Annotated in this window: 19 protein-coding genes and 1 pseudogene; 5 read left to right on the top strand and 15 right to left on the bottom strand. The window is 68.3% G+C overall.

Features of this window, described 5'->3' with window-relative positions; genetic code table 11:
* A pseudogene (locus ACFXN1_RS18220) lies at positions 1-606 on the bottom strand (hypothetical protein); the annotation flags it as partial.
* Positions 607-725: 119 nt separating this feature from the next.
* Between ACFXN1_RS18220 and ACFXN1_RS18215 the strand changes: the two are divergent.
* The gene (locus ACFXN1_RS18215; RefSeq protein ID WP_379445686.1) at positions 726-1,307 is read left to right on the top strand and encodes a TetR/AcrR family transcriptional regulator; all 582 of its coding nucleotides are present in this window, start codon (positions 726-728) and stop codon (positions 1,305-1,307) included.
* A 6-nt stretch (positions 1,308-1,313) separates the two neighbouring features.
* Here ACFXN1_RS18215 and chrA read toward each other — a convergent pair whose 3' ends face one another.
* The 3 genes from chrA to ACFXN1_RS18200 all read right to left on the bottom strand — a co-directional run bounded on the left by chrA (position 1,314) and on the right by ACFXN1_RS18200 (position 4,272).
* Positions 1,314-2,453, bottom strand: a complete 1,140-nt coding sequence (gene chrA / locus ACFXN1_RS18210; protein WP_379445685.1) for a chromate efflux transporter — start codon at positions 2,451-2,453, stop codon at positions 1,314-1,316.
* Positions 2,454-2,537: 84 nt separating this feature from the next.
* On the bottom strand, positions 2,538-3,461 hold the full coding sequence (locus ACFXN1_RS18205; RefSeq protein ID WP_379445684.1) for a hypothetical protein: 924 nt from the start codon (positions 3,459-3,461) through the stop codon (positions 2,538-2,540).
* A gap of 388 nt (positions 3,462-3,849) precedes the next feature.
* On the bottom strand, positions 3,850-4,272 hold the full coding sequence (locus ACFXN1_RS18200; RefSeq protein WP_379445683.1) for a hypothetical protein: 423 nt from the start codon (positions 4,270-4,272) through the stop codon (positions 3,850-3,852).
* A 143-nt stretch (positions 4,273-4,415) separates the two neighbouring features.
* Here ACFXN1_RS18200 and ACFXN1_RS18195 point away from each other — a divergent pair, with 143 nt between their 5' ends.
* On the top strand, positions 4,416-5,075 hold the full coding sequence (locus ACFXN1_RS18195) for a hypothetical protein (RefSeq protein ID WP_379445682.1): 660 nt from the start codon (positions 4,416-4,418) through the stop codon (positions 5,073-5,075).
* A 71-nt stretch (positions 5,076-5,146) separates the two neighbouring features.
* A complete protein-coding gene (locus tag ACFXN1_RS18190; RefSeq protein ID WP_379405575.1) occupies positions 5,147-5,803 on the top strand; it encodes a hypothetical protein in 657 nt (218 codons plus the stop codon).
* Positions 5,804-5,865: 62 nt separating this feature from the next.
* Here ACFXN1_RS18190 and ACFXN1_RS18185 read toward each other — a convergent pair whose 3' ends face one another.
* From ACFXN1_RS18185 to ACFXN1_RS18175, 3 genes are all read right to left on the bottom strand, one after another.
* Entirely contained in the window at positions 5,866-6,879 is a 1,014-nt protein-coding gene (locus tag ACFXN1_RS18185; protein WP_379445681.1) for an NADP-dependent oxidoreductase, read from the bottom strand.
* Positions 6,880-6,935: 56 nt separating this feature from the next.
* Positions 6,936-7,136, bottom strand: coding sequence for a hypothetical protein (locus ACFXN1_RS18180; RefSeq protein ID WP_379405579.1), 201 nt, complete (start codon positions 7,134-7,136; stop codon positions 6,936-6,938).
* A gap of 133 nt (positions 7,137-7,269) precedes the next feature.
* On the bottom strand, positions 7,270-7,593 hold the full coding sequence (locus ACFXN1_RS18175) for a putative quinol monooxygenase (RefSeq protein WP_379405581.1): 324 nt from the start codon (positions 7,591-7,593) through the stop codon (positions 7,270-7,272).
* Positions 7,594-7,842: 249 nt separating this feature from the next.
* On the opposite strand from ACFXN1_RS18175, the gene ACFXN1_RS18170 reads away from it, so the two are divergent.
* Positions 7,843-9,138 carry a lipopolysaccharide biosynthesis protein gene (locus ACFXN1_RS18170; protein ID WP_379445680.1) on the top strand — a complete coding sequence of 432 codons (1,296 nt, stop codon included), beginning with the start codon at positions 7,843-7,845 and terminating at the stop codon, positions 9,136-9,138.
* On the opposite strand, the gene ACFXN1_RS18165 is transcribed toward ACFXN1_RS18170, so the two are convergent.
* The 8 genes from ACFXN1_RS18165 to ACFXN1_RS18130 all read right to left on the bottom strand — a co-directional run bounded on the left by ACFXN1_RS18165 (position 9,111) and on the right by ACFXN1_RS18130 (position 17,011).
* Positions 9,111-10,328: an Ig-like domain-containing protein gene (locus ACFXN1_RS18165; protein WP_379445679.1), complete on the bottom strand. Its 1,218-nt coding sequence runs from the start codon at positions 10,326-10,328 to the stop codon at positions 9,111-9,113. The genes ACFXN1_RS18170 and ACFXN1_RS18165 overlap by 28 nt on opposite strands.
* Before the next feature lie 160 nt (positions 10,329-10,488).
* Positions 10,489-11,391, bottom strand: a complete 903-nt coding sequence (locus ACFXN1_RS18160) for a metallophosphoesterase family protein (RefSeq protein WP_379401620.1) — start codon at positions 11,389-11,391, stop codon at positions 10,489-10,491.
* A gap of 68 nt (positions 11,392-11,459) precedes the next feature.
* Positions 11,460-11,951, bottom strand: a complete 492-nt coding sequence (locus ACFXN1_RS18155) for a cupredoxin family copper-binding protein (RefSeq protein ID WP_379445678.1) — start codon at positions 11,949-11,951, stop codon at positions 11,460-11,462.
* A 114-nt stretch (positions 11,952-12,065) separates the two neighbouring features.
* Positions 12,066-12,761 carry a Rieske (2Fe-2S) protein gene (locus tag ACFXN1_RS18150; RefSeq protein ID WP_379401536.1) on the bottom strand — a complete coding sequence of 232 codons (696 nt, stop codon included), beginning with the start codon at positions 12,759-12,761 and terminating at the stop codon, positions 12,066-12,068.
* Positions 12,758-13,330, bottom strand: a complete 573-nt coding sequence (locus ACFXN1_RS18145) for an RNA polymerase sigma factor (RefSeq protein WP_379445677.1) — start codon at positions 13,328-13,330, stop codon at positions 12,758-12,760. Before ACFXN1_RS18145 ends, ACFXN1_RS18150 begins: the two co-directional genes overlap by 4 nt.
* Before the next feature lie 160 nt (positions 13,331-13,490).
* Positions 13,491-14,633: a TDT family transporter gene (locus ACFXN1_RS18140; RefSeq protein WP_379445675.1), complete on the bottom strand. Its 1,143-nt coding sequence runs from the start codon at positions 14,631-14,633 to the stop codon at positions 13,491-13,493.
* Positions 14,634-14,750: 117 nt separating this feature from the next.
* On the bottom strand, positions 14,751-15,317 hold the full coding sequence (locus tag ACFXN1_RS18135) for a DJ-1/PfpI family protein (RefSeq protein WP_379445674.1): 567 nt from the start codon (positions 15,315-15,317) through the stop codon (positions 14,751-14,753).
* Positions 15,318-15,562: 245 nt separating this feature from the next.
* The gene (locus ACFXN1_RS18130; RefSeq protein ID WP_379463631.1) at positions 15,563-17,011 is read right to left on the bottom strand and encodes an ABC1 kinase family protein; all 1,449 of its coding nucleotides are present in this window, start codon (positions 17,009-17,011) and stop codon (positions 15,563-15,565) included.
* 155 nt (positions 17,012-17,166) lie between these two features.
* On the opposite strand from ACFXN1_RS18130, the gene ACFXN1_RS18125 reads away from it, so the two are divergent.
* Positions 17,167-17,943, top strand: coding sequence for a GntR family transcriptional regulator (locus ACFXN1_RS18125; protein WP_379436674.1), 777 nt, complete (start codon positions 17,167-17,169; stop codon positions 17,941-17,943).
* Positions 17,944-18,000: the final 57 nt, after the last annotated feature.

Below are 18,000 nucleotides of genomic sequence, written 5' to 3'. Positions count from 1 at the left end.
TCGGGGGGACGGGCGGCAGTTCTTATTGGGTTGCGCTTGGAAAACGGCGACACCATCCCCTCCCCCCTCCCTTTCCCCCCCCACGCGATCGCTCAGCACCGCCATCGCGGTCACCGCGAGCAGGATCGCGTGCCCCAGATAGACGGTCACCCCGGGTGCGGGCAGATACTGCGCCACGACCGCGGCCGCGAGCGTCCCCAGCGCCGAGCCGAGCACGGTCGCCACCGCCATGGCCGTGCGCCCGCGTTCGCCCTTGCGTTCCAGGATCAATCCGGCCAGCGAGCCGGTCACCAACCCCACCGACAGCCCCGCGCAGATCCGCGCGGCGACCACCGGCCACGGCGAATGTGCCACTGCCATGGCCACATCCGCGGCGATGCCGAACCCGCTGCCCACCCCGATGCGCCACCACCAGCCCCGTCGGGTGGGCGGCGTACCCACCAGTGCGAGCGCCGGGGTCAGTGCGAACAGGTAGGCGGCGAAGATCACGGTGATGAGCAGGGGTGCGAGCGTCCAGGCGTGCCGGTAGTACGGCATCATCCCGGTCGCCATGTTCGGCTGCGCCATGATCAGCACCAGCAGCGCCCCCGGTGCGGCTGCCCGCATCCCGGCCTCCTAATTGAGGAGATCTTCTCTGTTAGAGAATAGGGAACTGAGAAGAACTTCTCTACTCGAGTGCCGTGCACTGATACCGCGTCGCGCTCGCGCAGGATGGAGGCGTGCCCGTGAACACCCGCAGTGACGCCCAGCGCAGCCGCGTGCTGCTGGTCGACGCGGTCCAGAGCCTGCTGGAGGCGGGCCGGATCGGTTTCTCCATCCCGGAACTCGCCGCCGCGGCGGGTGTCGGCGTGGCCACCGCGTACCGGCATTTCCCGACCCCGCAGGACGCCCTGCAGGCGTTCCATCGCCGCGCCATCGAACATCTGGTGCAGGCGCTGGCCGCCGTCGACGCCGGCCCCGATCCGGTCGAACGCTTCCACCGCTGCTGCCGCACCTGGGTGGACCAGGCCGGGCAGTGGGGTCCGGCCGTGCGCTACATCCGCAGCTCCCGGGGCTTCATCGAACGGCTGGCCGACGGCGACGAATCCATCACCGCCCTGCACGACATGCTCGCCGAGGTGCTCAATGCCCCTGCACGGCAGGGCAAGACCGCCGAATTCGACCTCACCTACGCGGTGCTGCTGTGGATCACCATCTTCGACGAGCGCGTGGTCTACGACCTCACCGAACACCGCCACTGGAGCCCCGCCCAGGTGACCGACCACCTCACCCGCGCGGTCGCCGGAGCGCTCGGCATCACGGTCTGACGCACCTCAGCCGACGGGCCGGCCCGCCAGTGCCGCGGCCACCCCGAGCGCGCCGGCGCCCAGCAGGGCGCTCACCACACCGCGCCGCGCCGCCAATAGCCACGCCGCGGCAGCCGCGAGCACCGCGAACTGCCAGAGGTGGTGCAGCGCGAGGGCGAGCGGGATCGCGGAACCCGCGATCGCCCCGATGACCGCGGGTCCGGCACCGGTGAAGAACGCCTGCACGCGCTGGTCGGCCCGCAGCCGGTCGAAGTACTTGCCGCCGGCCAGCACGAAGGCGAACGACGGCGCGAAAGCGACCGCGGCGGCCAGCAATCCGCCCGGTACGCCCGCGGCCGCGTACCCGACCACCGCCACCGTCTGCACCACCGGGCCCGGCGTGATCTGGCCGAGCGCAACGGCATTGAGGAATTGCGCTCCGGTCATCCAGCCGTAGCGGTCGACCGCATCGGCCTGCATGAGCGGAATGATGACGAAACCCCCGCCGTAGGACAGCGCGCCCACCTTGAAGGCCACCCAGCACAGCGCTGCCAGGCCGCCGGTGGCCGGCCCGGCCGTCGGTGCCAGCGGCCACGCGGATACCCGGCTCGGGGACAGGCCGCCGCGTATCCCCACCTCGACCAGCCCGGCCCCGATCAAGACCAGTACCAGCCAAGGTCCCAGGACTGCGGCCGAGACGATTCCCAGTGCGGCATAGGAGATCCAGCGGGCCCGAGCGGCTCGGCCGTTGCCCGCGCGCCTCCAGCCGGCCGGAAGCAGGCCCATCGCAGCATGCACCGCGACGGCGGCGACCGCCGCCCCCGCCCCCGCCGCGGCGCCCCGCACCCACACCGGGCTGCCCGCCGCCAGGAAGACCGCGGCCAGGACCAGGATCAGTGCCAAACCCGGTGCGATGAAACAGCATCCGCCGACGAGCGCCCCGGCGGTGCCGCGCAGTCGCCAGGCGGTATAGATCGCCAGCTGCGTCGAGGCCGGTCCGGGGAGCAGATTGGTCGCGGCGATGGCGTCCTCGAACTCCGCCGCGTCGAGCCAGCCGCGCCTCCGCACGCACAGGTCCCGGAGCAGGGCGATGTGCGCGGGTGGCCCGCCGAAGCCGAGGCAGCCGATACGCCCCCACTCGCGGGCGATCGTCCACAGCGTGACCACTCCGGCTCCTCCTCCGTCTCCCGAATCCGACGGCCGACCTTAGCCCTCGGTCGGTGACGATGCTCGGGTACGGCGGCGCCGGGCTCACTTCAGGGCGGCGTGCAGCAGGGTCACCCCGGCGGTGAGGGCCGCGCCCGCCACCGACCAGCTGGTGCCCGCGGGCTGAGTGGACAGCACCACCACGGCATAGCGATAGGGCTGATCGGGGGAGGGGGAGACCAGGCCGGTGGTGTCCAGGGTGGTCGAGGAGTCCAGATCCATCCAGCCCTGTTTGACCGCCCAGGTCGCACCGGTGAGGGCATCGGGGATGCCGAAGTACTGGTCGGTGCCGTCGGCGGCGGTCTCGGAGGCGTTGTGCAGCGCGCCGACGATCAGGTCCCGGGCCGGGGCCGGGATCGCGGTGGTGATGTAGTGGAAGACGGAGACCACATCCCGTGGCGTGGTGAGGGTTTCGCCCCACTGGGCGGTGTCGTCCGGTGCGGTGGTCGCGGACAGTCCGATGGTGGCGACCATGCGATCGATGATGGCGTTGTTGCCGCCGTTGTCCCACATCACGTCGGCGATGTCGTCGTCACTGGTGGACAGCATCCGGGTGATCTGGGACGTGGTGTCCGGATCCGGTTGCCAGTTCTGGGTTTTCAACGCGTCCAGCGCGATGAGCAGCTTGACCACCGAGGCGGTGTAGAACTGCTCGTCGGCATTGAGACTGGCGATGGCCGCCCCGGTGGTGGTGTCCACCACGTCGATGCCGACACTGGTGCCGGGCGAGGCCGCCTGGATGGCGGTCTGCATCTGCTGGGCGATGGCCGTCACCGAAATGGGGTGCGGAGCAATCACAGTAGCGCTGGGTGCCGTGATCTCGGGTACCTGGCCGACACCGGCCTGATCATGAGACGTGGCGAACGCAGTGGGAGCGCTGAGGGCTGCCAGGGAGATCACGGCGACGAAACTGCCGGCCGCGATCCAGAACCACCGTGCGTGCGGTGAAGGGGCCTGAATCGGGGTCATAGACAATTAGATCGACACGAACCTCGAGACATTTCCAGCCGAAAGCTGTCAATTTCCTGTTAACTGCAGCGCAATCGGATCTCGGTTCGGAGACAGTTCTGACCGGCTAATTCACCGCGAACTCAGATCATTTCCGGGCCGGGATTCATCCGCCCTGGAGACAGTGATGGGTACCAGTCGTGAGATTGCTCGAAACACCCTCGTAAAGGGCCTCGCTCCACTCGGTTTCGGGGTGCTGCCCATGATCGTCCCGGTTCTCGTCCACGCTGACGCGGACTATGGCAACGGATGTGTTCTGTTCTCCGACAACACATCAGCAACTGTGGACTCGCTCCGGTTCAGATTCATGCTGGGCGGCAGCGGTCCACTCGGGTGGGCGCGCGCCCGGTCACACGCCGCGGTAGATCTTGCGGGCGGTGGTGATCAGCGGAATCTGGATCGGGAGGCGCAGCAGCGCGCCGATTTTCAGCGGCAGCGGGCGATTGCTGCGCAGCCAGTCGGCGGTCAGCTGTAGGTTGGCGGGGAAGACGGCGAGGAAGACCAGCGCGGCCAGGCGTGCGCCCAGACCGCGGGTGCGGGGGACCACGAGCAGCGCGCCCGCAGCCAGCTCGGCCACGCCCGAAACCTGGGTGTAGGTACGGGGTTTGCCCGGGAGCTGGGGCGGGATCATGGTGTCGTAGGGCTTGGGCATGAGGAAGTGCAGGACGCCCGAGCCGAGCAGCAGGGCGGCCAGCGCAAGGGCGCGGGCCCGAATGCCATTGGAGCCGACCGGTTGGATTGCCGCGGGGGAGTGCGACAGATCTGCTGTCATCGTTGCAGCATAACCGGTCGGTATGTATTGCCCGGCGGGTAACCGGGTTCCGCATCTCTGCTCGGAGTGTCGTCGTGGCGAGTGGCCGATCGCCAAGGGATAGCGCACAATTAGGCGGCTATCCGGCTCGAGCAGGGGAAGTTATGAAGGCGCACAAAGGGCTTGCGATGGCCCTGCTGGTCCTGGGTTTGACGGTCGCGTGCTCGAAGGGGGAGGCCACCCATCCGGCCAATGCACCGGCACAAGCGGTTCCGCAGCCCGCGCCCAAGGAGAAGGAGGGCACGATTCCGGTCGGCCCCGGTCCCCAGGGCACATACACGGTGGCGGCGCAGCCCGCGCCCGGCAGCTGCCACTACCGCAAGACCGCCGACGGCCAGCCGCTGCCCGACCCGAACTGCACCCCGGGCGCGACGAATCCCAAAGTGACAGCGGCGAATCTGGCCGACACCATCTGTAAGTCGGGCTATACCGCCTCGATTCGGCCCAACACGTCGATCACGAATCCGGAGAAGGCCGCCAATATCAAGTCCTACGACTACACCGGCGACCCCCGCGATGCCGAGTACGACCACCTGATCTCGCTGGAGCTGGGCGGCGACCCCAACGATCCGCGCAATATCTGGGTCGAACCGCCGTCACCGGGCCACCAGGCCGGCGCCGGGCCGAACAATCCCAAGGACGGCGTGGAGACCAAGCTGCACACCCTGGTCTGCAATGGCAAGGTGGCGCTGGTCGACGCCCAGGTGGCGATCGCCACCGACTGGACCACCGCGCTGGCGAAGGTCGGCTTCCCCAATAGCTAGGGGCGCGTCGCGCCCGGCGTGCCGGGCCGAAACCACCGCTGGACTCGAACCCGCGGGCCTACGATCGAACGATGTCAGCGCCGCAGGACCCCTCGACGATGATCGAGGGCCGGGTCGTGCACAAGGTGAGCAACGCACTGAAGATCACCTTCAGTGCCGGCCCCGGTGACCCGCTGGCCACCGGGGTGCAGGGCGCGGGCAATGGTCTCGCGACCAAGGCCGCCATCCTGTTCGGCTTCAAGAACGGCGGCACCGGCAAGCACCGCATCACCTACGCCGACGGGTCGGTGGTGTGGGTGGAGTCCAAGGACTCCGCGCCCACCGTGCTCAGCCGGGGCGACGGGACCTCGCTGGCCACCATTCAGCGCGCCGACACCTCGACCGCCGTGGGATCCACGGCGGGAACGCTTTTCCACTTCGTACCCGATCCGGAGGAGGCCCGGACCCCGGAACTCTTCCGCATCGTGGTGCTCGACCGCATGGGACAGGAGACCGGCCGCCTCGACGTGGTACGCACGGTCGGCGGCTGGACCCTGCGCCGTATCGCGAACGATCTCTACGACGAGTCCTTCTGGTGGGATCGGGCCGGGCAGCCGCTTCCCGTCCCGATCCTGGGCACCCGGCTCTGGCTCGAGCACCCGCTCGACCCGGTGGAGCGGGACGTGCTGCTGGGCGTCTGTGTGGACATCGCTCTGGGATTGCGACCGTACATCGCGGTCATGAAGTAGGAGAACGGCTTCCGGGACTTCCGCCCGCCTGTACGGGAGTCCCGGAGGTCCGGGGTGGGCCGTCAGTCGGAGACCTTGATGACCAGCTTGCCGAGATTCTTGCCGGTGAGCAGGCCCTGGAACGCGGCGACGGCATGGTCGAGGCCGTCGACCACATCCTCGAGGTAGACGAGCTTGCCCTCCGCGATCCACTGCGCCGCCGCCGGATAGAACTCACCGGCCTGGCCGGCGAACTCGGACACGATGAAGCCGCGCACGGTCAGGCTCCGGCGCAGGATGCTCGACATGAGCAGCGGCAGCCGGTCGGGGCCCGGCGGCAGGTCGGTGTCGTTGTAGTTGGCGATCAAGCCGCACACCGGAATTCGGGCGAACTGATTGAGCCGGGGCAGGACGGCGTCGAAGACCGCGCCGCCGACATTCTCGAAGTAGACGTCGATGCCGTCCGGGGTCGCGGCGGCCAGCTGCTCGGCGAAGTCGGGGGCGCGGTGGTCGACGGCGGCGTCGAAGCCGAAGCGCTCGCGCAGCAGGGCGACCTTCTCCGGACCGCCCGCGATGCCGACGGCTCGCGCGCCCTTGATCCTGGCGATCTGGCCGACGGTCGAGCCGACCGGTCCGGTGGCGGCGGCGACCACCACGGTCTCGCCCGGCTTCGGCTGCCCGATGGTGAGCAGACCGGAGTACGCGGTCAGACCCGGCATGCCCAGCATGCCGAGGGCGGTGGTGAGCGGCGCGGCGCTCGGGTCCAGTTTCTGCAGAGCCCGCACCTGCTCGACCGAGTGCGTCTGCCAGCCGCCCCAGCCCAGCACGATATCGCCCGGCCGCAGTGCGGGATCGGTGGATTCGAGGACGCGGGAGACGGTCGCGCCGCACATGGTCTCGTCGATCTCGACCGGCGGGGCGTAGGAGGGCGCGTCGCTCATGCGGCCGCGCATGTACGGGTCCAGCGACAGGTACAGCGTCTGCAGCAGCGCCTCGCCCGGCTGCGGCGGCTCCAGTTCGACCGTCTCGGTGCGGAAATTCTCCGGCTGCGGCATACCGGTCGGGCGGGAGGCCAGGACTATACGGGTGGACTTCATCGTCGGAACAACCTTTCGATGGGCAACCCCTTCATTCTGGACATTGTGGACCCACGTCAGGTCTGTTCCGCGCGCCAGGTATCGAAACTCGTCATGATGTGACGGCGGACGGTCGCCCACTCCGGCACCAGGCCCGCGGCGAGGAATTCGAAGCCGACGCTCACCGGCGCGACCTGCGCCGGCGTCGACAGCTCGTCGAGCAGGACCGCTACCCGCTCCCGATCGGATCCCGTTCCCGTGGAACGGGTTTCGACCACGGCTTGTGAAGTCGTCCGACTGATCAATGCGCTTGTCCCGCAGCCGATATGGAACACGACGAGGTGATCGGCAGCTGAACCCGGGCTCGCCGGTCCGCTGACGGGGGCATCGGTCAGGCGGCGGGCTTTCTTGTTACTCGGGGGTGTGGCCCTCGGCGTGGATGGTGTTGCCGTAGCAGCCTTCGGGTTGTCGGGCCAGGAGTGGTGGCAGTTGGCGGGTGATGGCGGCTACCGGTTCGGAGCGGGTGGTTGCGTCGTGGGCGGGCTTGTCGATCCAGAGTTGGGTGAGCCAGATGGTGTCGGGGTCGTCGGGAGCTGTGTTGATGGTGTAGGCGAGCAGGCCGCTGGTGGGGCCACCGGCGCGGAATCCGTTCTGGAGCAAGGCGATCAGGTCGTCGCGGCGGCCGGGGAGGGCGGTCATTCGGCCGTAGACGCTGAACATGGTGTCGTCGGACATCGGTCACCCTTTCGGTTGGGCGGTGCGTCGTCGAGCCTACGTTGGAACCCGTTGCACAGGTTGGTGGTTGGGTGTGCGGTACTCGACGGCCGCGGACGTAGTGAATCAGCCCGGGTGACTGGGTGGTGGATTTGAATGGGGGGTTACGTTTTGCGGTGAGTCGGGGGTTTGGGGTGGCGGGGGTGGGGAGGGGGCAGGAGAATTTCGGGGTCTGGCCGGAGTGCGCGGTCGGGGAGAAAGAGGACCGCTATGGCGGGACGGCGACTGGTGGGGACGGCGCTGGTCGGGCGGGTGCGCGCGAAGGTGGCCGAGGATGGGCTGCTGTCGGTGTTGCGGGATATCGGGTTCGTCAGTCTCGGGAAGTACGGGCAGTTCCTGGTGACCGCGGTGACCGTGCCATTGACCGCGCGGACGCTCGGGGTGAGCGGGGTCGGGCTGCTTGCCATCGGGATGTCGGCGTACTTTCTGGGCTCGCTGCTGGTGGACCTCGGCATCAATACGTTTCTGGCCGCGCTGCTGAACGAGGAGGGGCTCGACGAGCTGCGGGGGAGTTACCTCGCGGTGCGAGGCGCGGGGCTGAGCATCATCGCGGTGGCGCTCACGGCCGGACTCGCCGTCGGCGTCGGCCCGCACCTGCGCATGATCCTGCTGGGGCTGTTCGTGGGCGGATTCCTGTCCATGTCCGAGGACTGGCTGCTGGTGGGGCAGGCCAGATTCGGGGCCTCGATGACCTATCAGATCGCCGGGCGCGTGGTGTACCTCGTGCTGCTGGTCGCGGTGCTGCCGCGACTTCCGCACGCCGAGGTGGTGCTGCTGTGCCTGCTGCTGTCGTCCGTGGTCACCGTCGCGCTGACCTGGCGGGACGCCCACACCCGGTTCGGCCGCCCGGGCCGCCCCACCAAGGTCGTGATGATCCTGCGCACCGGCGCGCCCGTACTCGCGTCACGGCTGCTCGTGACCAGCTACGGCCAGGGCACCGCCACCGTCTACTCCTCGGTGCTGGACGCCGCCTCGCTCGGGTTGTATTCGGCGAGTGACAAACTCGTGCGCGCGGTGCAGTCGCTACTCGATCCGATCGGGCTGGCGCTGCTGCCCCGCATGGCTCGCGAGCGCACCGATCCGAATTTCTGGCGGCACGAGATGCGCGCCCTGGCCGCCTGCGTGATCGTGGCCGCCGTTGCCGTGGCGGGGATCTGGGTGACCGCCCCGTTCGCCGTGCAGCTCATCTACGACGACGATTTCCGCGCCGTGGTGCCGATCCTGCGCGTGGAGGTCTGCATTCTGGTCGCCACCGCCACCACCTCGTTCGTCACCACCGCCATCCTGCCGGTGCGTCAGGACACCGTCGGCATCATGATCGGCGCGGTGATCGGAACAGCGGTGGCGGCCACCGCGCTGCTCCTCACCCTGCGCACCCACTCGGTGTGGACGCTGGTGTGGGGCACGGTGGCCGCCGAATTCTGTGTCGCCGCCTGGTATCTCGCGCGGACCGGTCAGCTGGCCGCGCGCGAGCGGATTCAGCCGGCGCTACCGGCCACCCACTGATCCCAATTCAGCGTCCAGTCGCCGTTCTGCCACACCTCGAGCGGTGCGCCGCCGGTGTTGTGCACCTCGACCACGTCGCCGGGGTTCGCGAAGTTGAAGAACCACTGCGCGTTCTCGGCATTGAGGTTGAGGCAGCCGTGTGAGGTGTCGGTATTGCCCTGCGCCCACACCGTGGAATCCAGCTCGTGCAGATAGATGCCGTCGGTGCTGATGCGGGTGGCCCAGCTGATGGCCTCCTTGTAGCCGAGCCGCGAATTGACCGGCAGGCCGTAGGTGGAGGAGTCCATGATGACCGGGTTGGCCTTGTCCATGACCGTGTAGGTACCGGGCATGGTCCAGAACGTGAAGGTCTTGCCCGCGATGGTCTCGCTGCCGCCGCGGCCCATGGAGGTGGGCATGGTGCGGATCAGCTGACCGTTCTCGAACACCTGCACCTGATGGGTGTTGTCGTCGGCGATCGACACATGCGACGGGCCGATCACGAAGTTGGCCTTGGAGTCCTCCTGGCCGAACAGGCCGTTGCCGACCTCGACGCCGTAGAGGTTGGCCGCCACGCTCACCTTGGTTCCGGTCTTCCAGTACTCCTTGGGCCGCCAGTGCGCATTGCGGTTGTCCATCCAGTACCAGGCGCCGTCGACCGGCGGATCGGTGGTGACGACCAGACGCTTCTGCGCCGCGGCCCGGTCGGGGATGTCCTCGTCGAAGTGCGCGACGATGACCATGCCCACGCCGTAGCTGTTGCCGTCGACGATCGCCTGCCCGCCCGTGGTGTTCAGATACACCTTGGTCTGATTCTTCGGGGCGATGGTCGTGAAGCTGGAGGTGACCGGACCGGTGGGACCGGTCACGTCCATGCCCGAGGCCTTCAGCGTGTACGTGCGGCTGTAGCCCAGCTGATCGTTCGGCTTCCATGCCGTCTTGTCCGGCGTGTAGGTGCCCTCGATGACCTTGCCGTCCTCATTGGTGAGCGTCACATCGGTCAGCACGCCGCTGGAGGTGCTCACCTTCACCGGCGCCGACGGATCCACCTTGTCCGTGCCCTGTGCGGGGGTGATGGTGATGGACTGCGCGACCGGAGTGCGCGGACCCACATTCCCGCTCGGGAGATTGGACGAGCAGGCCGCCAGCACCAGCACCAATGCGATCAATACGCTCGCTGCGGCGTTCGTCCGAAAACGGCGGGGTGGCATAGCTTCCCTCCTGTAATCGCCGTGCGCCGCACTGCTGCACAGCATCTTGTTACTGCCCAGCGTAGTAGATTACCCTCCGTTTCTGATCTTCCATCGCCAGGTCATGCTGACGAAATGACAACGATGTGAGATCCGCGCGCGACACGCCGTTGGGCAGTGGTCATTTCAGCGATTGTTCTTTGATAGCGAGTTGCTGTTGACCCTTCTGATACGTGACTTCGCGGATGCCGAGGGCATCGTGCAGCTTGCCCGCGGGCAGCGTCACCGGCTTGGGTGCGGGCCCGTCACCGGGTTTCGGCAGCGGATACGCCGTGGTGGTGCCGCTGTAGAACGTCACATTGCCCTCGGTCTTCGTGAACAGTTGGTGCACATGGCCGTTGAGGCAGGTCACCGAGGAGAACCGCTTCATATAGCTGAGCGCCTGGGTGGCATCGTCTGTGCCCCAGCCCCATTGGGGGTACATGGCGAACAGCGGAATGTGGCTGAACACGATGATCGGTGTGTCACTGGACAATCCGGCCACGTCCTTCTGCACGAAGTCCAGCTGATCCTGCCCGAGGTGCCCGAGATCCTTGAGATTGAGCGTATTCACCAGCCCGATCACGTGGACGCCGGCGATATCGAAGCTGTACCAGCCGCCCCCGCGCGTGCCGTTCCCGAACGTCGACCGGTATCGGGAACCGCCGTCATCACTCGAATCGTGTTCTCCCGGAACGGTGAACACGTGCGGGGTCTTGAACCCCTGCATCATCTGATGGACCTGATCGAACTGCTCCTGTGTGGCCAGATGCGTGAGATCGCCGGTGTGGATGACGAAGTCGGGCTCGTAGCCCAGCGAATTCACCTGTGAGATGGCCTCGGTGAAGGTATCGGTCACGCTGGTGTTGGCGGTACCGGTGAAACCGATGTGGCTGTCACTGACCTGAGCGAACCGCAGCGTGGGCCGGGCCGGCGCGGCCAGCGCGGTGCCGGCCACGTGCGAGACCACCTCGCCGCCCACCACCGCCAGGCCCACGGCCGCGCCGAACCAGGCGGAGTGCCGCATGAGCTGGCGGCGGGTCATCTTCTGCGGATCGCGGGCCGCGTCCTCGTCCTCGAAGTCCGCGTACCGATCGTCCGGGTTGCGAGTGTTCATTGGGTCACCACCACGGTCGCGTGCATGAAGGGATGAATCGAGCAGACATAGGCGAAGCTGCCCGCTTTCGAGAAGGTGAAGGTGTAGGTCGCGTTGTTGCCCAGCGTCGGCGAGCGGAAGCTGCCGTCGTTGGCGACCACGGTGTGCGGTTCCTCGTCCTTGTTGGTCCAGGTCACCGTGGTGCCGACCTTGACGGTCAGGGAGCCGGGCCCGAAGGCGAAATTGTCGATGTTGACAGCATTCGGGCCGGCCGGTGCCGCCGCCGGGGCGGACGAGCTCGGCATGGACATGCCGGGCATACCGGTCGGCCCGCTGCCGTCCGGCACCATGCCGGGCGTAGCGGTGCCGGAAGCGAAGGTGAAGCCGGGGGCGGCATTGTCCGTGGCTTTGCCGCCGCCGTTCGAGCTGCACGCGCTCGCCGTCAGCAGGGCTGCCGCGGCGACGGTGACGGCGACGGCTGTGCGCCGCCGGCTGCGGGTGGGTGTCATGGGGTCCGGGCCTCCATCCGGGATGGTTCCGTTCGCTGCTGCGAACCGGTCATCCATAGATAGGGGCGGGGGTTACACGGGACGGAAACCGCTGTGCACCAGCACTATTGGAGGCTAAGCGGGTTCGGTGGGCGCGAAAACCTCGATGGTGCCGTTGTTCTCGCGGACCTGGACGGTGGGCAAGGGCGCGGGCGCCACCGGCAGTTGATGGGTGACCACCTCGCCCTGGATGGAGAAGGAGGTGGAGTGGCACGGGCAGCGCAGGCGCTCGGCCGGGGCGTCGAGCCACAGCTTGCAGCCCTGATGCGTGCACACGCCGGAAACCGCGACCGGGTTCCCCTTGTCGCGGCGCACGAATCCATTGACGGTGCCGACATCGAACGCGATCGTCGCGCCCTCCGGCAGATCCGTGGAGCGGGCGATCGGCAGCCACGCGCCCGTATTGGGGGACAGCGGGGCCTGCTTGGCGGCGGGCGGGGAGCTCGGCTGCCCGTGCCCGATCAGGGTCCGATCCACCACCGCGCCGACCGTGGCGGCGGCCGCGGCCGCGGAGGTGCCGATCAGCAGGTTCCGGCGGCGGTAACCGTTCGCCGGGTGCAAGGGGGTCGGCTCGTCGTCCATCTCGGCCGCGAGCCGGCGCTGCAGACTGCTCAGGAACTCCTCGCTGGGCGCGTCGCTGCCCAGGCGCGCGGCCCGCAGTTCGATGGCCGTGCGCATCTCCTCGGCCTCGGCCTCATCGGGCCGGAAGCCCGTGGACTTCTTTCCGGCCAGTAGTTCGTCGACGAACCGCCGCACTTCCCGCCCGCTCACCGCACACCTCGCTCTTTCAGCTGGGACGCCATCTGCAACGCCCGATGCTGCAACACCTTCGCATTCGCCACCGTCACACCGAGGCTCTGCGCCGACTCCCGGACCGAAAGCCCTTGGAGAAAGCGCAGTTCCAGAATGCGGCGGTAGCGGTCCGGGAGTTCGGCCAGCACCGCCTTGGCGCGGGCCTCCGCCCCGGAGTCGTGGAACTCCTCGGGCGGTTCATCGGGGATATCGCCCTCGATGGTGGTGATCTCCCGGCCCATTCGCGCCTTCCAGTGCGCGGCCAGCACCGTGCGCGCGGTGGCGCGCAGATAGGCCCGCACCTCCGGCGCGCTCGCCGTGATGCGCAGCGGTTTGAGCGCTGCCGTGAACACCTCGGCGGTGAGATCCTCGGCGTCGGCCCGGTTGCCGACCTTGCCGAACATCAACGCGTACACCCAGGTGACATTGTCCCGGTACACCGCTTCCCAGCTGGCGTAGCTGTCACCGGACACCAGCCGCAACTCCCGACCCGAGCTCGAGCTCGTGACAGGCTGCGTCCGGTGCTCGGATTCGACCCGTCGCACCATGAACCGCCGCTTCCTGCATCCAACGAATACATCGACGCGTGTTCACGTCTGTCAGTAGATAGCGCTCGGGGTTACAGCGGGGACGTTTCAGTGGTATCGCAACGAATTCGTCCCGGGTGGATCCGGCCGGATCCACCCGGGACGTGCGCTGATCGCGCTGTCAGCGCACGGGTCGCAGCAGATCGCCCCGCAGCACGCCGTGCACGGTCCTGGCGGCGACCACGGCCCAGGCGGCGACCAGCAGGGCGTACAGGCCCACGGCGGTGACGGCGAACAGGTCGGCGCCGGTGTGCTGGTAGAGCGCGGTGCTGCCGGTGACGCAGCAGCCGAGCGGGAAGGTGAAGCCCCACCAGGTCAGGTTGAACGGCATGGAGGTGCGGGCGTGCCGGGTGACGGCAATGGCCAGTGCCAGCCACAGCACGGCGAATCCCCAGGTGGGAACGCCGTAGAGGACGGCGAAGACATCGAGCCCGGCGGCAGTGCGGTCATCCACGACGCCGGGGGCGACATGGGCCAGGCTGCCCGCGGCGGTCACCGACTGGCCCAGGGGACCGAGCACCAGCCAGACGGTGGCGACCATTCCGGCCGGCAGCAGGCCGTGATGCAGCAGCCGCGACCAGATCAGGGTGATGGTGACCAGCGAGGCGATCAGGCTCAGCCCGAACATGGCCAGACAGGCCACGAACATGGTCAGCCGCAGCTGCCCGGCCGGAGTGTGCGGCACCAGCAGCGCCCCCAGCGCGGCGGACACCATCGGCGGCACCACGGGCATCAACCAGCCGCCGAAGGCCGAGTCGGGATCGAAAGTGTGGCGGGTGATCATCCGGTAGGGGATGGCGGCGGCGGTTATCAGCCCGAAAACCGTTCCGGCCGACCACAACACCCAGTCGATGGTCACCGCGGCGGTCGTGCCGATGATGTCCTTGCCGAGCAGCAGGGTGCCCGCGCCCACGGTCAGCAGGGCCATCGGCAGCGCGCCGTAGAACTGCATCATGACCGGGTGCAGTCCGTGCGCCCGCGCCTCCTGCGGATACCGCCGCCAGTGCAGGACCCAGGCCCCGGCCAGCACGGTCAGCAGCAGCGCGGCCAGCGCCCACACCAGGGTGGCGACGCCCTTCAATCCGGGGAACTGCATCGGCAGGGTGGCGGCGGCATTGGCGATGATGCCGGTGCCCATCACCGCCGCGAACCAGTTCGGCGCCAGGTACCGCAGCGGCTGCCACCCCTCGCCCGCAGCCGTCGGGGTGCTCACCTGTGCGGCGGGAGCTGCGGCAGCGGTTCGGCGGAAGGTTACGGTGGTCATGCCTCAACCCTCGCGGACCGGCACTTCCCCCGGTAGCGCTCACAATCCGATGGATGCATAGATCGGTTCTATGCCCGATCCCGATCCTGTTCTATGCCGCCACCATGTGCTGGATTGTCAGGCGGTGGGCGGAGCGGATTTGCGCAGCACGTCGAGGAAAGCGCGCATCCACTGCGGATGATCGGGCCAGGCGCGCCCGGTGATCAGATTGCCGTCGACATGGTCCGGGCTGTCGACCCATCGCCCTCCGGCCGCCACCACATCGGGTTCGAGTGCCGGGTAGCTGCTCGAGGACCGGTCCCGCAGCACGCCCGCGGCGGCCAGGATCAGCGGTCCGTGACACAGCGCCGCGATCGGCTTGTCCGTTTCCGCGAAGTGCTGGACGATCCGCCGGCAGTCCTGGTCCCCGCGCAGATACTCCGGCGCCCGCCCGCCCGGAATCACCAGCGCCGCATACCGACTCGGATCAACCTCCGCGAACGCCAGATCAGCGGGCCAGGTCCGCCCCGGCTTCTCGGTATAGGTGTCGAACCCCTCGGTGAAGTCGTGGACCACGAACTGCAACTGTTTCCGAGCCGGAGCCGCGATATCGACCTCGTACCCCTCTTCCAGCAATCGCTGATAGGGATACATCACCTCGAGGTCCTCGGCGGCATCCCCGGTGATCAAGAGCACCTTCGTCATGGCGCACCTCCCAATGAATGGTATCGAGACCGCCCATCACCCAACCTCTTTTCGGAACACCTGATCGCACGACGCGGTGCCGTATCGCGATTCGGACGCGGCGGTCACGCGACGACGCCAATGGAAGCTGGCAGCCGCCCGCGCTCACCCCGAACAGCTGAACCGCGTGCAGGCCGGCATGAGCGCAGACCAGGAGTGTCGTTCATGCCGGCCGATGCGCGAGACCCGTTGCGATGGTGGGGAGTTCAGCCGACGATCGACGCACGGCGATCCGGCGGCGGCGGGCGCAGGTGCGGGACGACGGCCAGGTCGGTGGGCTGGGCGTGGCGGGTGTCGTAGCGGTCGAAGACCGCGGCCAATTCCGGTGACCAGCGCGCGAATTCGGCTCGGATGGGCCCCTCGGTCTCCAATTGGCACACCACGCCCAGCGCGGTCAGAAAGGAGCGCGCGAAGGGGGTGAAGTAGGCGGGCATGTCCAGTTGCCGGTGGACATTGGACAACCGCGGCGCCAGCACCGAGCGGACGTGGCCGCGCAGCCAGGCGGTGGTGAGCCGGAAGGTGGGCACGGTGAGCGGTTCGCCGACCGCGTCGAGCCCCTCGGCCAACGCTGCCACGTCGTAGTTGCGTCCGGGCCGCACGAAGCCGTGCCGCCGCACCGCCGCATCCAATTCCGGTATGCCGCCGTTGAACGCGGCCTCCATCACCTCGCCCACCAGTGCCTCGAAGCCCGGGGGCGGCCAGGGCGTGCAGGCCCCGAAATCCACCACGCCCAGCCGCCCGTCGGGCAGCACCCGGAAATTGCCCGGGTGCGGGTCGCAGTACAGCAGGCCGGTGCGCGACCAGGTCGACAGCAGGAATCGGATGATGAGCATCCCGACCCGGCTGCGCTCCTCGGGCGCACCGGATTCGATGATCCGCGAAACCGGTGTGCCGGTGAGCCATTCGGTCACGATCACATCGCCGCGCTGCGTGATCACGCCGGGCACCGCGAAGTCCGGATCGTCTGCGTACGCCTCGGCGAAGCGCCGCTGATGGTCGGCCTCGGCCGCGTAGTCGAGTTCGTCGGCCACGCAGGTGCAGAGGGCCTCGGTCACCGCGGGCACGTCCGCGCCGGGCGCGAACACCGTGGCCAGCACCGAGAGTCGGCGCAGCTGTTCCAGATCGGCGAGCACCGCCTGGTGCGCGCCCGGATACATGACCTTGACCGCCACCGGCCGCCCGTCGCACCACACCGCGCGATGCACCTGTCCGATGGAGGCCGCCGCGGCCCGCCGATCGTCGAATTCGGTGAAGTGCCAGCGCCAGTTCTCGCCCATGCCCGCGGCCATGGCCTCGTGCACGGTGCCGGGCAGCATGGTGGGCACCGCATCCTGCAGCTGGGTGAGCGCGGTCCGGTACGGCGACGCGATCTCCGAGGGCAGCGCGAGTTCGTAGAGCGAGAGCAACTGCCCGAGTTTGGTGGCGCAGCCCTTCAATTCGCCGAGTACCTCGAAAATGTGCTGGGCGGTGCGCATCCGGATTTCGAAGTCCACCTCGGCCGCGGATCGGCCGAGGGCCCGCTTGCCGACCCCGGCGGCCTGCCGGCCCGCGAATGCGACCGGAAGACTGGCGATTCGCGCATTGCGGACCGCGCCGCGAACCTGCGGCCTGCCCCCGTCGTCGCCCGACCGTTCCCCGATACGCCGAATCGACATTGCTCACCTCGTCGTGTGCGCGGCACCGCGCCGGCGTCCGGTGTGGCCCTCACCAGGTCCGATGAGTGGCCCGCTACGGCGCATGCACGTGCAGTTTGGCACACGGAAGTCTAAACTGTCTGGGACGTATCCGAAAGTTGTCGAAAGGTGACACGATGGGCGCCCAGACGGTCGTGTCCGATGTCGCGGACGAGCTCGCTCGCCGCGTCGCGACCGGTGATTACGCGCCCGGTGATCTGATGCCGTCGGTCCGCCAGGTCGCCGAGGAATTCGATATGAACCGGGCCACAGCGCAATTGGTGCTGGGCCGCCTGGAGTCCTACGGCTTCGTGGACGCGCATCGCGGCCGCGGTTTCACCGTCCGGGATGTGCGCCGCGCTGGCGGGGTGGATGTGTATCGGCGGCTGTTCCGGCTGTCCATGCACGCGCCCGAGGTGGCCGCGGAGATGTTCGGCAATATCGTGGCGGCTGAGCGCGCCATCGTGCTGGAGGCACTGCTCGACTACACCGCCGCCGAGCGCGGCATCGAGCCCGCGGTGCTGACCGCTGCGGTCGACCAACTCGAAACCCAGGCCCGCAGCGCCGAACCCGACCGCACCCGGATGCTCGAGCTCGAGGTCGGCCTGGTGCGCCTGGTGCTGACCGATCTGGGCCACACCATGCAGCGCGCGGTGCTCAATTCGGTGGGGGAGATGGTGTTCGAGGTGCCGGAGGCGGTGGAGGCGTTCTTCGCGGCCGCCGCCGATCTGCACGTACTGGTGTGGCGGGCGCTGCTGGCGGTGTGGGAATCCACGTCCGGTCCGTCCCAGGCGCAGCTGGCGCTGTTCGAGGATCTGTTCGCCATGTACCACGAGAAGGTGCTGGCCAGATTCGACGAACTGCTGGGTATGGGCCTGGATTCCGCGGTGCACCGGCAGAGCGCGTCCGCCTGATCAGACGGCGGTCGCCATGGCCGCCGCCACGAGCGCGCCGATGATGGCCAGCGCTAG

This window comes from Nocardia sp. NPDC059154 (assembly GCF_042755705.1).
GTDB lineage: Bacteria > Actinomycetota > Actinomycetes > Mycobacteriales > Mycobacteriaceae > Nocardia.
This window is presented reverse-complemented; position numbering and strand designations above follow the sequence as displayed.

Coding starts and splice junctions, on each gene's coding strand:
- ACFXN1_RS18205 (WP_379445684.1), bottom strand. CDS start 3,461: ATGACCCCGATTCAGGCCCCTTCACCGCACGCACGGTGGTTCTGGATC.
- ACFXN1_RS18200 (WP_379445683.1), bottom strand. CDS start 4,272: ATGACAGCAGATCTGTCGCACTCCCCCGCGGCAATCCAACCGGTCGGC.
- ACFXN1_RS18195 (WP_379445682.1), top strand. CDS start 4,416: ATGAAGGCGCACAAAGGGCTTGCGATGGCCCTGCTGGTCCTGGGTTTG.
- ACFXN1_RS18190 (WP_379405575.1), top strand. CDS start 5,147: ATGTCAGCGCCGCAGGACCCCTCGACGATGATCGAGGGCCGGGTCGTG.
- ACFXN1_RS18185 (WP_379445681.1), bottom strand. CDS start 6,879: ATGAAGTCCACCCGTATAGTCCTGGCCTCCCGCCCGACCGGTATGCCG.
- ACFXN1_RS18175 (WP_379405581.1), bottom strand. CDS start 7,593: ATGTCCGACGACACCATGTTCAGCGTCTACGGCCGAATGACCGCCCTC.
- ACFXN1_RS18170 (WP_379445680.1), top strand. CDS start 7,843: ATGGCGGGACGGCGACTGGTGGGGACGGCGCTGGTCGGGCGGGTGCGC.
- ACFXN1_RS18165 (WP_379445679.1), bottom strand. CDS start 10,328: ATGCCACCCCGCCGTTTTCGGACGAACGCCGCAGCGAGCGTATTGATC.
- ACFXN1_RS18160 (WP_379401620.1), bottom strand. CDS start 11,391: ATGACCCGCCGCCAGCTCATGCGGCACTCCGCCTGGTTCGGCGCGGCC.
- ACFXN1_RS18155 (WP_379445678.1), bottom strand. CDS start 11,951: ATGACACCCACCCGCAGCCGGCGGCGCACAGCCGTCGCCGTCACCGTC.
- ACFXN1_RS18145 (WP_379445677.1), bottom strand. CDS start 13,330: ATGGTGCGACGGGTCGAATCCGAGCACCGGACGCAGCCTGTCACGAGC.
- ACFXN1_RS18140 (WP_379445675.1), bottom strand. CDS start 14,633: ATGACCACCGTAACCTTCCGCCGAACCGCTGCCGCAGCTCCCGCCGCA.
- ACFXN1_RS18135 (WP_379445674.1), bottom strand. CDS start 15,317: ATGACGAAGGTGCTCTTGATCACCGGGGATGCCGCCGAGGACCTCGAG.
- ACFXN1_RS18130 (WP_379463631.1), bottom strand. CDS start 17,011: ATGTCGATTCGGCGTATCGGGGAACGGTCGGGCGACGACGGGGGCAGG.
- ACFXN1_RS18125 (WP_379436674.1), top strand. CDS start 17,167: ATGGGCGCCCAGACGGTCGTGTCCGATGTCGCGGACGAGCTCGCTCGC.